General features: G+C 71.5%; 11 protein-coding genes. 5 read left to right on the top strand and 6 right to left on the bottom strand.

The window, feature by feature from the left end:
* Positions 1 to 41: 41 nt before the first annotated feature.
* The gene (locus LQ222_RS08875) at positions 42 to 1,187 is read right to left on the bottom strand and encodes a hypothetical protein (RefSeq protein ID WP_230165876.1); all 1,146 of its coding nucleotides are present in this window, start codon (positions 1,185 to 1,187) and stop codon (positions 42 to 44) included.
* Between the two features lie 432 nt (positions 1,188 to 1,619).
* On the opposite strand from LQ222_RS08875, the gene LQ222_RS08870 reads away from it, so the two are divergent.
* Together LQ222_RS08870 and LQ222_RS08865 are read left to right on the top strand one after the other, a co-directional pair.
* A complete protein-coding gene (locus tag LQ222_RS08870) occupies positions 1,620 to 2,765 on the top strand; it encodes a hypothetical protein (protein ID WP_230165875.1) in 1,146 nt (381 codons plus the stop codon).
* Between the two features lie 2 nt (positions 2,766 to 2,767).
* Positions 2,768 to 3,934 carry a hypothetical protein gene (locus tag LQ222_RS08865; RefSeq protein ID WP_230165874.1) on the top strand — a complete coding sequence of 389 codons (1,167 nt, stop codon included), beginning with the start codon at positions 2,768 to 2,770 and terminating at the stop codon, positions 3,932 to 3,934.
* A gap of 96 nt (positions 3,935 to 4,030) precedes the next feature.
* Here the strand turns inward: LQ222_RS08865 and LQ222_RS08860 are convergent, their stop codons facing one another.
* Positions 4,031 to 5,026, bottom strand: a complete 996-nt coding sequence (locus LQ222_RS08860) for a class I SAM-dependent methyltransferase (protein ID WP_230165873.1) — start codon at positions 5,024 to 5,026, stop codon at positions 4,031 to 4,033.
* A gap of 370 nt (positions 5,027 to 5,396) precedes the next feature.
* Between LQ222_RS08860 and LQ222_RS08855 the strand changes: the two genes are divergently transcribed.
* Positions 5,397 to 6,044, top strand: coding sequence for a class I SAM-dependent methyltransferase (locus LQ222_RS08855; RefSeq protein WP_230165872.1), 648 nt, complete (start codon positions 5,397 to 5,399; stop codon positions 6,042 to 6,044).
* Positions 6,045 to 6,188: 144 nt separating this feature from the next.
* The gene (locus LQ222_RS08850) at positions 6,189 to 6,953 is read left to right on the top strand and encodes a molybdopterin-binding protein (RefSeq protein WP_230165870.1); all 765 of its coding nucleotides are present in this window, start codon (positions 6,189 to 6,191) and stop codon (positions 6,951 to 6,953) included.
* Positions 6,954 to 6,962: 9 nt separating this feature from the next.
* Here LQ222_RS08850 and LQ222_RS08845 read toward each other — a convergent pair whose 3' ends face one another.
* The 4 genes from LQ222_RS08845 to LQ222_RS08830 form a co-directional block, all read right to left on the bottom strand.
* Positions 6,963 to 7,850: an esterase-like activity of phytase family protein gene (locus LQ222_RS08845; RefSeq protein ID WP_230165869.1), complete on the bottom strand. Its 888-nt coding sequence runs from the start codon at positions 7,848 to 7,850 to the stop codon at positions 6,963 to 6,965.
* A 177-nt stretch (positions 7,851 to 8,027) separates the two neighbouring features.
* Positions 8,028 to 9,902 carry a cobaltochelatase subunit CobT gene (gene cobT, locus LQ222_RS08840; protein WP_230165867.1) on the bottom strand — a complete coding sequence of 625 codons (1,875 nt, stop codon included), beginning with the start codon at positions 9,900 to 9,902 and terminating at the stop codon, positions 8,028 to 8,030.
* 237 nt (positions 9,903 to 10,139) lie between these two features.
* A complete protein-coding gene (cobS, locus tag LQ222_RS08835) occupies positions 10,140 to 11,144 on the bottom strand; it encodes a cobaltochelatase subunit CobS (protein WP_230165865.1) in 1,005 nt (334 codons plus the stop codon).
* A 57-nt stretch (positions 11,145 to 11,201) separates the two neighbouring features.
* The gene (locus tag LQ222_RS08830) at positions 11,202 to 11,765 is read right to left on the bottom strand and encodes a J domain-containing protein (RefSeq protein WP_230165863.1); all 564 of its coding nucleotides are present in this window, start codon (positions 11,763 to 11,765) and stop codon (positions 11,202 to 11,204) included.
* Positions 11,766 to 11,898: 133 nt separating this feature from the next.
* Between LQ222_RS08830 and LQ222_RS08825 the strand changes: the two genes are divergently transcribed.
* Complete coding sequence (locus LQ222_RS08825; RefSeq protein ID WP_230165862.1) at positions 11,899 to 12,183, top strand: BolA family transcriptional regulator; 285 nt, start codon at positions 11,899 to 11,901, stop codon at positions 12,181 to 12,183.
* Positions 12,184 to 13,886 lie beyond the last annotated feature (1,703 nt).

Genomic DNA, 13,886 nt, shown 5'->3' with positions numbered 1-13,886 from the left:
GCTGCGCCCGATCCGGCGATTTCGCGTGGCCAGGGCCTGCACTAGGGTCCGAGCATCGCCAGATGGGCCCGCAGCATGGGGACCGGGCAGGGCGAATCGGCCGGCACCAGCTCGGGCCAGGTCTCGACCTCGGGCAACCGGCCGGGGTTGCGCCGGACCAGCTCGGTCTTGATGAAGGGGCAGCCGGCGGGGCCGGTCAGCACGCGCCAGAGATGATGCGCCGGGTTGAGCGGCCATGCGGCCAGGATGGCCTGCTGGCGGGCGGGATCGGCGCCATCGAGCAAAGCCGGCAGGGCGCGGACGAGGTAGGCGTGCTCAGCCGGGTCGGCGAGCGCGGCCTGCAGAAGGTCTTCGTAGCGGTACCACGCCGCGACGCGATGGCCGGCTGCGCGCATGGTTCGCGCAAGGCGCAATTCCCCACGCTGGACGATCTTCCACTTCGATCGGCTTAGTCTGAACGTCGCGAGGCACGCCGCCAGGTCCGTGATCGCGGGGCGTCCGCGCACGAGCGTGAACCAGGATTGCAAGTGCGGTCCGCCTTGAAGGCTCTCGAGCAACCCGAATACGCCAGGACCCGCGGCGCGAACCGCGTTGATGATCGGCGCGACCGGACGGATAGGGCCCAGCACGCTATCATTGACCAGCAGTACTTCCTCCGCCGCCGGCCAGCGCGCCAGCGCCACCGGCAGCAGGTCTTTCCAGGCACCGAAGTCCAGGCCCTCGTTGCGTCGATGAACGACGAGCGCGGCGGCCTGCCGGGCCGCGTGCCAGGCCGGCTCAGGGAAGGCGGGGCTGTTGGACACCAGCACCACCGCGAAGCCGAGTTCGCGATAAGTCTCGATCTGGTGGCGGACCATGGTGCTAAGTGAGCCGTCGGGGCTGAACTGAACGAGGAGCGCGATGGAGCGCGCATCGAGCGCGGGGTAGTCGCCGGGCTCCATCCGCAAGATGGGGTCGGCGCGTTCACGCCTGGCGTCGAGGGCATCGAGCACGCTTACCACGGTGTGGTCGTAGACCAGGGAGCCGACCCGATGAAGGATGCGGCCCGCAACTTTTGGTTGGCACAATATTTGCACGGCAGTCGTCCATGCTGTGGTCCCGCCGAGCGCAGCCAGGATCGGGTTCAGCCCGTGACGCCAGCGAGCGAGCCCGGGCGAATTCGCATGAATGTCAGTCGGCTTCTTCATGACCATCGCCCTATTGCCGCGCGTCGCGATACAACATGACAGGGCTCGCAACGATATGAATGGTCCAGCGTTCCCACGGCATGTGCGCATCGCAAGGCTGGATCGTGCTTGCCGGTTCCAGTAAGGCACGCGTGTTGCCACGGCGCGCCCGCCGCAGGAAGGCGGCGGAGCCGTCGATGACAGTACGATGAGCCGGAGTCTTCACAGGCGATGTCACCCTCACCACCGACGAACCGCAATACGGAATCGCTCATCGTCTCGCTGGGTAATTCGGTCAAGCGAATGCCTGGTTGGCATCGCCTCACCCTGGCAGGCGAACGATACATTCCTGGCCCGTGGCGCAGGTTGCGGTCGCTCTATCTCCGGGATAGCCGCGGCAGCGCCGCGGCGGGTTTTTTCGGCTTTCGAGCCCCCGTTACGGCCGAGGAACTGGTGCTGCGCCGCTTCCCCGCGCTGGCGCCGCTGCCGGTCTTCCCGCAGGCCGGCGGCGCGCGGCGCCTGACGCTGGTGACCGACAGCATCGCCGCGGGCAGCCTGTTCGGCGGCGTCGGCACCGCCATCGCGCTGGCCTGCCTGCTGGCCCGCCGGCTCGATGTGCCGCTGCGCGTCGCGACCCGCAACGAGGAACCGGTGCCGGGCAATTTCGGCGATGTCGTGACCGCGCTGGGCATCCCCTACGACGCCAATGTCGAATTCATGCTGGTGAATGACAGCGTCGCCGGGCGCGCGCTGCCGCTGAGCGATACCGACCTGCTGCTGACGACATCGTGGTGGACGACGCGGTCCGCCCTGGCGTCGGTGCGGCCGGAACGGATCATCTACCTGCTGCAGGAAGATGAGCGGATGTTCTACCCGGCCGGCGACGAACAGCTGCGCTGCGCCGAGACGCTGGACGACCCGCGCCCGGCGGTCGTCGTCAACACATCCATGCTGCGCGACCACTTCATCGCCGATGGGCTGCGCGGCGCCGGCGAGGGATCGATCGCCTTCGAGCCCGCCTTCCCCGCGCGCATCTATTTCGCGCAACCGCGGCCGGGCGGCACGCGGCGGCGCTTCTTCTTCTATGCCCGGCCGAACAATGCGCGGAACCTGTTCCTGCGCGGGATGGAGGTGATCTCGGCCGCGATCATCGAGGGCGTGCTCGACCCCGCGGAGTGGGAATTCCATTTCGCCGGCAAGGACATCCCGGCCATCACGCTGCCCGGGCAGGTGCGTCCCGTCATCCACCAGGGGCTGCCGTGGCACGACTATGCGGCGCTGGTGCGCAGCACCGACCTCGGGCTGTGCCTGATGTCCACCCCGCATCCGAGCTACCCGCCGCTCGACCTCGCGGCCTCCGGCGCGGTGGTGGTGACCAGCCGGCACGGGCGCAAGCAGGATCTCTCGGCGCTGTCGGCCAACATCATCTGCGCTGACCCGTCGGTCGCCGGGCTGCTCGACGGGCTGCGGGCGGGCGTGGCGCTCGCGCAGGATGCGCCGCGCCGCGCCGCCAATGCAGCGTCCGGCACGATCGCGCGCGACTGGGAGGCGGCCTTCGCCCCGGTGCTCGAACGCCTCGTTGCCGTCGCGGGGCGCTGACCATGTACCTGAACGTGCCGGGCGAGGTGCCCTTCGCGCCGCCATGGGACCTGCCCTTCGCCGCGCGCCAGGCGCAGCTCGGCCGCGGGCGCCCGCGCATCGCCTATTTCTACGAGCGACCCGACACCAGCACCTTCCGCTACCGCGTCCACAACATGATCGAGGCGCTGGAGCATGTCGGCGCCGCGGCGGCCTGGTTCTGCCGCGACGACCTGGGCGCGATGCCGGGCGTGCTCGACCGCGCGGACGTGCTGGTGCTCTGCCGCACGCGCTACAGCGATGGCATCGCCGCGCTGGTGGCCCAGGCGCGCGCGCGCGGCGTACCGGTGCTGTTCGACGTCGATGACCTGGTCTTCGATGTCCGGCATGTGCAGCTGGTGCTCGAAACGCTGGACCAGCGGCCGAGCGAGGCGGCGTGGGACCACTGGTTCGGCTATATCGGACGCCTGGGCGCGGCGTTGCGGCTATGCGACGGCGCCATCACCACCAATGCGACGCTCGCCGCGCGCATCCACGACTTCGCCGGCATCGCCGCCGCGGTGGTGCCGAACTTCCTGAACACGGCGCAGGCGGCCTTCTCGCGCAGGATCCTCGCGGCCAAGCAGGCCGGCGGCTTCGCGCGCGACCGCACCATCCATGTCGGGTATTTCAGCGGCACGCCGACCCACAACCGCGACTTCGCGATCGTGCGCGGCGCCATCGCCGAGCTGATGCACGAGGATCCGCGCATCCGCCTGCGCCTGGTGGGATTCCTGGAACCCGGCGGGCCGCTGTCCGGGCTGCGCGAGCGCATCGATGTTTTTCCACTGCAGGACTTCCTCAACCTCCAGCGCCTGGTCGCCGAGGTGGAGGTCAACATCGTCCCGCTGCAGGACAACCTGTTCACCAACTGCAAGTCGGAACTGAAGTATTTCGAGGCGGCCGTGGTCGGCACGGTCAGCGTCGCCTCCCCCACCAGCACCCTCGCGGCATCGATCCGCCACGACGAGACCGGCTTCCTGGCTGCCGCCCAGGCCTGGCCGGTCATCCTGCGCGAGGTCGTGGCCCGTATCGACGCGTTGCCGCGCATCGCCGCCAAGGCGGCCGACATGGCCAACGATGCCTATGCACCCGAACGCCATGGCCGCGTCATCCTGGATGCGCTCGCCGCACACGGCGTCCCGGCCTGACGCGGGCGCGCTGCGGCGCGACGATACGGGCGCGCTACAGCGCGACGACCGGGCCCGGCGACGCGCGGCACGGCCCCGCGCGCGGCGCCCGCGCGGTCAGCCGCGCCGGGCGCCGAACAGGCCCATGAGGCGACGATAGGGCGCCGTCGCGCGCCAGATCGTGCTGTCCTCGATGGTCGACAGGCGCTGCAGCACCGCAGCCTGGTCGGCGAGGCTCCGCTCGAGCTCCTCGACGCGCGCCGCCAGCCGCGCCTCGGCCTGCGCATGGCGCTGCCGCTCGGCGTCCGCATCCGCCACGCCCGACTGCCGCGCGCCATTCACCGATTCGGCGCGCACCGGCGTGAGCAGCACCTGCTCGTTCCGCGCCGCCGCGACGGGCAGCAGGATCGGCAGCGAATCCTCCACCGCCGCGTTCATGCCGCCCATGATCCGGCGCCACGGCGCCGCCTTCACCTGCGGCAGTTTCTCGACCACCGCGACCGAGTCGTAGAACGCGACGCGCGCGACCTGCTGGTTCAGCGCCAACAGCCCCGAGCGCATCGCGCCGTCCACCGTGGGCTCCAGGTGGTCGGCATGCAGCGCATCGACCAGGCCCTTCAGCCATTCGACCGCCGCGCCCTCGGCGCGGAACCCGCCGCCATGGGAGGCCCAGTAGCTCGCGTGCAGGTCCTCGATCAGGAACAGCCCGCCGGGCGCGAGGCGCGGGAAGCAGGCCTCGAAGGTGGCGATGATGTCGCGGCTGACATGCGACCCGTCGTCGATGATGATGTCGAAGCCGCGGTCGCCCAGCAGGCGGTCGAGCGTCGCCGGGTCCGCCGCATCGCCGACCAGCACGGTGATGTCGCCCGCGAAGGTCAGCGCGCCGCAGCGCGGGTCGATGTCCATGCCGACCACGCTCGATCCCGGCGGCAGGTATTTCGACCAGAGTTCGAGCGACCCGCCGTTCTGCACCCCGATCTCGAGCAGCCGCACCGGTCCGGCGGCATCGCGGAAGCGCGCGAGCTCGCGGTCGTAGATCGCGAGGTACTGCTCCCACTTGTCGGAGACTCGGCCGTCATGGGCCAGGAACAGCTCGGAGAGGGACGGGCGCATGGCGTGTCCTAAGGCGCCCCGCGATGGACGAACCGGCGGCGGGGCGGCGCCGTGGGTCGTCGATGCCTGGGGGACAGGACCTGTTCGATCTGCTTGCGTGCCCCGGCAGGCCAGGCCCGCCCGGTCGGTCCCCCCCGGTACCGCAGAATCGCTATATGGCAGCGTCCGACCCCTGGCAATCATCCCGCCCGGCGCGCGCCCTGCCCGCCCTGCGCGCCGCGGCGGTGCGCGCCCCGCCCGCCCCTGCGCGGCGCGCCCCCTGGCCGCAATCCCGCGGTCGCGCCATAAGCGCCCTCCGGTCCGGGGCTTTTCCCGGCGCCGCCAGGATGCCGCCCGCCGCCATGCGCCGCGCCCCAGCCCCGCCCCGCCGATGACCGCCGGGCCCGCCTATCGCGCGCAGCTTGCGCTGCGTCGCCTGCTGCCGGAACGGGTCAAGATGGTCGGGAGGCTGGCGCGACTCGCCTTCCAGCCGCCACCGCCGCCCGCCCCGGCCATCCCGCAGCCGCAGCTCGAGGGCTGCGTGCTGCTGACCGACCGCGGGGAGCTGCTGCGGCGACTGCCCAAGGGCGGGCGGGTCTGCGAGCTCGGCACCTATCGCGGCGATTTCGCGCGGCTGATCCTCGATATCGTGCAGCCGGACGAACTGCACCTGGTCGACGTGTCCTTCGCGCTCTGCGCGCCGGATGTGCTGGGCCATCCCGTGGTGCGGCGGCACGAGACGACGACCACGGGCTATCTCGGCGCCTCGGCGGCGGCGGATTTCGACTGGATCTATGTCGACGCCGACCACGGCTATGCGGCGGTGGTGGCCGACATCGCGGCCGCCAAGGGCCGCGTGAAGCCCGGCGGCCTGCTGGTGTTCAACGACTTCGCGCGGATCGTCCGGCCGGGCTTCGGCGTCTTCGGGGTGCACCAGGCGGTCTGCGAGTTCCTCGCCGCCGAGGGCTGGCCGGTCGCCTACCTCTCGCTGGGCGGCGAGGCGCTGTACGACATCGCGCTGCGCCGGCCGGCGGGCTGACCGGCGGCGCGACCAGGGCCGCCGGCGCGCGTGGTTGCGCGTCCGCACGCCTGCGTAGCCTCGATCCCGCGCGCAGCGTCACCGAACGAGAGGACTGCCTCGGATCGGGATCTGCTCTACCCTGCCATCCGGAGGAACCGCGCCATGCCCAGCCCGACCGCCTGCCTGCTCATCATCGGCAACGAGGTGCTCTCGGGCCGTACGCAGGATGCCAACCTGAAGTTCATCGCGACGCGGCTGGGCGAGATCGGCATCCCGCTGCGCGAGGTGCGCGTGATCCCGGATGTGCGCGCCACCATCGTCGCCACGCTGAACGAGGTGCGCGCGAAGCATGACCATGTCTTCACCACCGGCGGCATCGGCCCGACGCATGACGACATCACCAGCGAATGCGTCGCGGAAGCCTTCGGCGTGCCATGGGAACCGCAGCCGGAGGCCTGGCGGCGGCTCGAATCCCACTATGCGCGGCAATCCCCGCCGGGCGAGTTCAACACGGCGCGCCAGCGCATGGCGACGATGCCGCGCGGGGCCGCGCTGATCGACAACATCATCTCGATCGCGCCGGGCTTCACCATGGGCAATGTCCACGTGATGGCCGGCGTGCCGCGCATCATGCAGGCGATGTTCGAAGCACTTGCGCCGACGCTGAAGGGCGGGCCGCCGGTGGTCTCGGCCGCGGTGCACGCGAACGGGTTGATGGAAGGGCGCATCGCCGAGGGGCTGGCGGTGATCCAGGCGCGCTATCCCGACCTCGATCTCGGCTCCTACCCCTATTACCGGACCGGTGGCGGCGGCGTGGCGGTGGTCGCGAAGGGCACGGATGAGGAGGCGGTGAAGCAGGCCGCGCACGACGTGCTGGTCTTCATGCGTGCCTGCGGGGCCAACCCGGTCGAGGGCGAGCCGGGCTGAGGCGCCGCATCAGCCGCGCCATTCGAACAGCAGCATCAGGCTGCGCTGGATCGCGCTGCCGTTGTCGTCCGCCACCAGCGCGACGATGGTGCGCCCGCCATGGCGCGCGGCGGCCACGCCTTCCCAGTTCTCGGCGGGCAGCGGGTCGCCATCGAGGCGCAGGACGGTTTCGCCGCGCAGCACGCTGCCCTCGCGCGCGGCGCGCAGCATCGCCGCCGGCAGCACCGCGACCCGCGCCGCGAAGCCGGTCAGCCAGGTGAAGCGGCGTTCCAGCACCAGCGCGCCGCCATCGGGCAGGCCCGCGACATCGGTGGGCACGAAGCCGGGTTCGGGCTGCCAGGCCACGGGCATCCAGCGCCCGGGCCGGCCGATCCAGCCCTGGCGCAGCGCGGGCTGGCCGGGCGCGGGCAGTTCCTCGGTCAGCGCCAGCAGCCGGCCATCGGCCAGCAGCGTCAGCCCCTCCAGCCCGCCATTGATCGGTGCGCGGTCGAGCCCCGGCGGCGCATCCACATAGGCGCCGGGACCATCAAGTTGCCGATAGGCGCGGATGCGGTGCCAGCGTTCGTAGCCGACCAGCCAGGTGCCATCGGGCAGCCGCGTGATGGATTCCGCATCGGCCGAACGCCCGCGCGGCAAGGGGCGGCCGGCGCCGTCGCGCAGCGGCCCGGCGGCGATGGGCAGCAGCCGATGCGCGCGCCCGTCATGCAGTTCGATGCGCGCCTGCGCCCAGCGGCCGCGATCGTCGACCATGGTCGCGACCAGGTCGTCGTCCAGGTGGATGCCGGAGAGGTTCGCTGCGCCGATGCGCGCGGCGTCGATCTCGAAGCCGCCGAGGCTGCGCAGCCGGCCGTCCAGCGGAATGGGCGGCAGGCGGGTGCCGGCCTGGCTGGCCGCCAAGGGCGCGCACGTGCAGGCGGTGAGCAGCGCGCCTGCGGCGAGGAAGGCGCGGCGCGTCAGGGCGCCGGCGCCCGCGGCCGGCGCGTCACACCAGAACGGGTCCGCGGTCGGCACCGGGGCGCTGAGTCGCGCCGCGGGCGTGCGGAACCACGCAGCCTGGCGGTGCGCCTTGGCGCATCACACCAGGACCGGCCCGCGCTCCGCTGCCGCACGCTGCCAAGCCTCCGCGGCATCCTCGTCGAACAGTTCGGCCAGCTTCTTCATCATGGTGCCGCCGAGTTCCTCCGCATCCACGATGGTGACCGCGCGGCGATAGTACCGCGTCACGTCATGCCCGATGCCGATGGCGATCAGCTCGACCTGGTTGCGGCCCTCGATCTCGTGGATGACCTTCCGCAGGTGGCGTTCCAGGTAGTTGCCCGGGTTGACCGACAGCGTGCTGTCATCGACCGGCGCGCCATCGCTGATCACCATCAGGATGCGGCGATGTTCCGGGCGCGGCAGCAGCCGCTTGTAGGCCCATTCCAGCGCCTCGCCGTCGATGTTTTCCTTGAGCAGCCCCTCGCGCAGCATCAGCCCGAGATTCTTGCGCGCACGGCGCCATGGCGCATCGGCCGCCTTGTAGACCACGTGGCGCAGGTCGTTCAGGCGCCCGGGGTTGCGCGGCTTGCCCTCCTGCACCCAGCGCTCGCGCGACTGCCCGCCCTTCCAGGCGCGCGTGGTGAAGCCCAGGATCTCGACCTTCACCGAGCAACGCTCGAGCGTGCGCGCCAGGATGTCGCAGCACATCGCCGCCACCGTGATCGGCCGCCCGCGCATCGACCCCGAATTGTCGATCAGCAGGGAGACGACGGTGTCGCGGAAATCGGTGTCGCGCTCCCGCTTGTAGGACAGCGCGTGCATCGGGTTGGTCACCACGCGCGTCAGCCGCGCGGCATCCAGCATCCCTTCCTCGAGGTCGAATTCCCAGGCGCGCTGCTGCTGCGCCAGCAGCCGGCGCTGCAGCCGGTTCGCCAGCTTCGATACCACGCCCTGCAGATGCGACAGCTGCTGGTCGAGCTGCTGGCGCAGCCGGTTCAATTCATCCGGGTCGCAGAGGTCGTCGGCGGAGACCGTCTCGTCGAACTGCGTGGTGAAGGCGTGGTAGCGCGTGGTGTCATCGACCTGCGGCACCTCGCGGCGCTGCTGCGGGCCGCCGGGCTTGTCGTCGCCATCGGCCGCCGCACCATCCTCCTCGGTCTCCTCGCCTTCCTCGTCCGACGCCTCGCCCTGCATCTGCTCGGGCTGGGCGCCGAGCATCTGGTCCTCCTGCTCGGAGGACGACTGGCCCTCGCCGGACTGGTCCTGCTGGGGGGTGCTCTCGCCGCCCTCGTCGCCTTCCTCGTCCTGCTGCTCGGATTCGGCTTCCACCTCGGCCTCGGCCAGGTCGAGCGCGGTCAGCAGCTTGCGCGCGGCGCGGGCGAAGGCGGCCTGGTCGTCGGCGCTGGTCGCCATCTCGGCCAGTGCCTCGTCGGCCTTGTCGCCCAGCGTGTCGCGCCACAGGTCGAGCACGCGATGCGCGATCGCCGGCGCGGCGTCGCCGGTCAGCTTCTCGCGCGCGATCATCGCCAGCGCGGCAGGCAGCGGGAGCTGGTCCTTCCGCGTCATGCGGTCGTAGCCCTCGGCCTCGCATTCCTCGGTCAGCTTGGCGCGCAGGTTGGCGGCCACACCCGACATGTGCTTGGAGCCGACGGTCTCGACGCGCACCTGCTCCAGCGCGTCGAACACCTCGCGCGCCTCGCGCCGGCCGGGGATGCGCTGGGCGTGCAGGGATTCATCGTGGTGGCGCAGGCGCAGGGCCGCGGCATCGGCGGCACCGCGCAGCTTGGCCATCTCGGCGGGCGGCAGCGCGCGCGTGGGCAGCGGCAGGCGCACGCGCTTGCCGGCCACGCCGGAGGGGCCGGGCTGGAAGGCCACCTGAACTTCCGGATCGGCATGCGCGATGGCGCGCAACGCGCCGGCGGTGGCGCGCTTGAATTCTTCCTGCCGCGTCAGGTCCTGCTTGCCGGACATGAAGTTTGGCCTCCGCTGCGCTTCGGCGGGCCGGCCTGACTCAGACTTCGCTCCTCGGCGCTGCGCGCCTGCGGGGCTCCGTCATCAGGACGGCCTTCTACGTTACTGCGTTCGTCACGGCCGGACCCATCCGGGCCTCGCCCCTCCGCCTGCGGCGCGGTGGGGCGGCGTCGTCAGGGCGGCCGTCTGCGTTACTGCGTGCCGGCGACAGAATCTCCGGCCCCCGGCGGCGCGCCGTCAGCCGGCCTTCTTCAACAACCCCGTCGAGACTTCCTCGTTGAAGCAGCGCTGGTAGTATTCCGCCACCGTCGCGCGCTCCGCCTCGTCGCACTTGTTGAGGAAGGTGAGGCGGAAGGCGAAGCCGACATCGCCGAAGATGCGCGCATTCTCCGCCCAGGTGATGACGGTGCGCGGCGACATCACCGTGCTGATGTCACCCGCGATGAAGCCCGCGCGCGTCAGGTCGGCCAGCGCGACCATCGCCTCGACCTGCTTCTTGGCCTTGGCGTCGCCTTCCTTGCCCATCTTCGCGAGGACGATCTCGGTCTCCATCTTGTGCGGCAGGTAGTTCAGCGTCGCCACGATCGACCAGCGGTCCATCTGGCCCTGATTGATCTGCTGCGTGCCGTGGTACAGGCCGGTGGTGTCGCCCAGGCCCACCGTGTTCGCGGTGGCGAACAGGCGGAAATTCGGGTTCGGCCGGATCACCTTGTTCTGGTCGAGCAGCGTCAGCTTGCCCTCGACTTCCAGAACACGCTGGATCACGAACATCACGTCCGGGCGGCCGGCATCGTATTCGTCGAAGACCAGCGCGCAGGGGTGCTGCAGCGCCCAGGGCAGGATGCCCTCGCGGAATTCGGTGACCTGCTTGCCGTCCTTCAGGACGATCGCGTCCTTGCCGATCAGGTCGATGCGCGAGATGTGGCTGTCGAGGTTGACGCGGATGCAGGGCCAGTTCAGCCGCGCCGCCACCTGCTCGATATGCGTGGATTTCCCGGTGCCGTGATAGCCCTGGATCATCACGCGGCGGTTGTAGGCAAAGCCCGCCACGATCGCGAGCGTGGTCTCCTTGTCGAAGCGATAGGTGCTGTCGATCTCCGGCACGTGTTCGGTGCGGATCGAATAGCCGGGGACCTCAAGGTCGATGTCGAGGCCGAAGGCCTCGCGCGCCTTCACCTTGATGTCCGGCGCGTCGATCGCCGAGGTCGGGCGGATTTCGGAGATTTGGGCGACCTTGTTCATCTGCAGTCCGGTTCCGTCACTGTCGGGTGTCATACTAGGGGCGCGCGGGCGATCCGGCTACCCGGCGGGCGCACCGGCAGGTTCGGCCGCCACGCGCCCGCGCGCCGGCACGCGGCGCTTGAGCAGGCTATAGGCCCGGTTGATGTCCTTCAGCCGGTCCTCGGCGGCGCGGTCCCCCCCGGTGGCATCCGGGTGGTAGCGCTTCGCCAGGTCCTTGTAGCGCGTGCGCAGCTCGACCTGGTCGAGCGGCCAGGACAGGTCCATGAGTTCGAGCGCGGCGCGCAATTCGGGTGGTACCTCGACCACGTCGCGCGGGCGGCGCCGGGCGGTGGGCGCTTCGCCGTTCAGCACGCCGAGCGGGTCGCGCAGGATCTCGGCATCGAAGCGCCCGGCGCCACCCAGGCGCCCGAGCGGCCAGGTCGGGCGCTGCCAGGCGGTATCGTCGCGCAGATGCGCCTCGATCTCGTTGGGCGCCATGCCTTTGTAGTAGTCCCACGCCTTGTTGTAGTCGCGCACATGGGGCAGGCAGAACCACAGGAAATGGCGCAGCGATCGGTCGCGCGGGGCACGGAACAGGCCGGGTTCGGTGCAGCCGGGGTGTTCGCAGGCATGCGCCGGCACGCCGGCGTCCTCGGGATCCGGCTCGACCTTCCTGCCACCCTTTCGCATCCCGACGTTATGGGAGGCAGCGGCACTTCCCGCAAGCCGTGAGACACCCCCTTGGCAGCGCGCGCCCGAGGATCGAAAACCGCGCATGGACCACAGCCGCGCCACCCGCATCCGCGACACCTTGCACGCCGCCTTCGCGCCGGCCGAGATCACCGTGCAGGACGACAGCGCCAGCCACGCCGGCCATGCCGGTGCCCGTCCGGGCGGGCAGACGCACTACAGCGTGACCATCGTCGCCGCCGCCTTCGCCGGGCAATCCCGCGTCGCGCGATCGCGCGCCGTGCACGACGTGCTGGCCGGTGAATTCGCCGGCGGCCTGCATGCCCTGGCCCTGCGCCTGCTGACGCCCGAGGAAGCGGCGCGGCGCTGATGCCGCCACCGGCCCGCCCCGCGCGACGGCGCAAGCCGGCCCCCGACCCGCGGCAGGTGATCTTCCGCGACCGGGAGATCGTGGTCATCCACAAGCCCGGTCCCTCGGCGCACAGCCTCGTGACCTTCTCGGACCTTACCTTCCGCCCCGACGGCAAGGTCTTCTGGGGGGAGGAGGCGGCGACCAAGCTCGGCCTCGACACCGTCGGCATCGTCGCCAAGCGGGAGAACTGGTTCCCCCGGGCCTCGATGGAAGCGGCGTCCGACGCCATCCGCCAGGTCCTGAAGCCGCGCGCGGTGACGTATGGCTACAGCATGGGGGCGCATGGGGCGCTGAAGCATGCCGCGCTGCTGGGGGCGTGCAGCACCATCGCGGTGGCGCCGCAAGCCAGCATCGCGCCCGGCGACGTGCCCTGGGACGGCCGCTTCCATCGCTTCCACCGCCCGCAACTGCACCGTGACATGCGGATCCGTGCCGCCGACATGGCGCCCTTCGCGGCGGTGATCGCCGACCCCTACGACACGATCGACTGGCGCAATGCGCGGCTGGCCGCCGATGCCGGCGCGGCCCACCTGCTGCGCGCCCCGCTGTCCGGCCACGCCGCCATCTGGCTGCTGGCCGGCACCGAGACGCTGGAGGCGATGCTGGCCGCCGCGCTGGATGGCGATGCCGTGGCGATGCGCGCCGTGCTGCGCGAACGCCGCGCGAAATCCGGCCACTGGTTCCGCCTGATGGCGCGCGCCGCCTTCGGCCGCGGCCACGCCCGCCTGGCGGAGGCGCTGTGGACGCGCGCCGGCGAACTGGGCGTGGCGCCCGCCGTGCTGCGCTACGAACGCGCCGATTCGCTGGCCGACCGCGCGTTGCGGCTGATCGCGCTGGGCCGCTCGGCCGAAGCCGCCGAGGCCTGCCGGACGCTGGCCGACCTGTCGCCTCGCGCGGGCGCACGCGTCGGCCGCGCGGCGCACCTGCTGCTGGCCGCCGGCGCCCCCGCCGATGCCGAGGCGACCTTCCGCCGCGCCATCGACCTGCGGCCGCAGGCGGCCGACCTGCAGCTGGGGCTCAGCCTCGCCCTGGCGGCGCAGGGCCGCGCCCAGGATGCGCTGGCGGCCGCCGCCGCGGGCCATGCTGCCTTGCCCGACGACATCGACCTGGGCTGCCACTACGGCCATCTGTTGAACGCCGCCGGCCCGGCCCGCCAGGCCGAGGCGGAGGCGGTGTTCCGCGCCGTGCTGGCGCGCGATGCGCGCGCCGGCCAGGCGTTGTTCGGGCTCAGCGCCGTGCTGGCCGCCCGCGGCGCCCTGCCCGAGGCGATGGGGATGGCGCAGCGCGCCGCATCGCGCCTGCCGGCGAACCCCCAGGTGCAGGAATGGCATGCGCGGACGGTCCTGCTGGGCGGCCGCGCCGCGCAGGCGGAGCGCATGTTCCGCCGCCTGGTGCAGGCCCATCCCGCGCGGCAGGACGCGCTGCTGGGCTGGGTGGATGCGCTGGTGGCGCTCGATCGCCGGGCGGAGGCGGTGGCGGCGCTGCGCGATGGCCTCGCGCGGCTGCCCGGCGATGCCGCGCTGGCGGCGCGGCTGCGCGCGCTGACCGGGCCGCCGCCGCGCACGCCCGGCGGATTCCCTGTCCCTTATACACACCTGACGCTGCCGACGATACGCAGTGTGTAGATCTCGGTGGGCGCCGTTCCCTTAATAAAAAAATAT

It is taken from the genome of Roseomonas sp. CECT 9278, assembly GCF_918698155.1.
In the GTDB taxonomy this organism is placed as follows: Bacteria; Pseudomonadota; Alphaproteobacteria; order Acetobacterales; family Acetobacteraceae; genus Neoroseomonas.
This window is presented reverse-complemented; position numbering and strand designations above follow the sequence as displayed.

What these genes read in the sequence shown, in the direction of transcription:
- LQ222_RS08875 (WP_230165876.1), bottom strand. Translation starts at nt 1,187, where the DNA reads ATGAAGAAGCCGACTGACATTCATGCGAATTCGCCCGGGCTCGCTCGC.
- LQ222_RS08865 (WP_230165874.1), top strand. Translation starts at nt 2,768, where the DNA reads ATGTACCTGAACGTGCCGGGCGAGGTGCCCTTCGCGCCGCCATGGGAC.
- LQ222_RS08860 (WP_230165873.1), bottom strand. Translation starts at nt 5,026, where the DNA reads ATGCGCCCGTCCCTCTCCGAGCTGTTCCTGGCCCATGACGGCCGAGTC.
- LQ222_RS08855 (WP_230165872.1), top strand. Translation starts at nt 5,397, where the DNA reads ATGACCGCCGGGCCCGCCTATCGCGCGCAGCTTGCGCTGCGTCGCCTG.
- LQ222_RS08850 (WP_230165870.1), top strand. Translation starts at nt 6,189, where the DNA reads ATGCCCAGCCCGACCGCCTGCCTGCTCATCATCGGCAACGAGGTGCTC.
- cobT (WP_230165867.1), bottom strand. Translation starts at nt 9,902, where the DNA reads ATGTCCGGCAAGCAGGACCTGACGCGGCAGGAAGAATTCAAGCGCGCC.
- cobS (WP_230165865.1), bottom strand. Translation starts at nt 11,144, where the DNA reads ATGAACAAGGTCGCCCAAATCTCCGAAATCCGCCCGACCTCGGCGATC.
- LQ222_RS08825 (WP_230165862.1), top strand. Translation starts at nt 11,899, where the DNA reads ATGGACCACAGCCGCGCCACCCGCATCCGCGACACCTTGCACGCCGCC.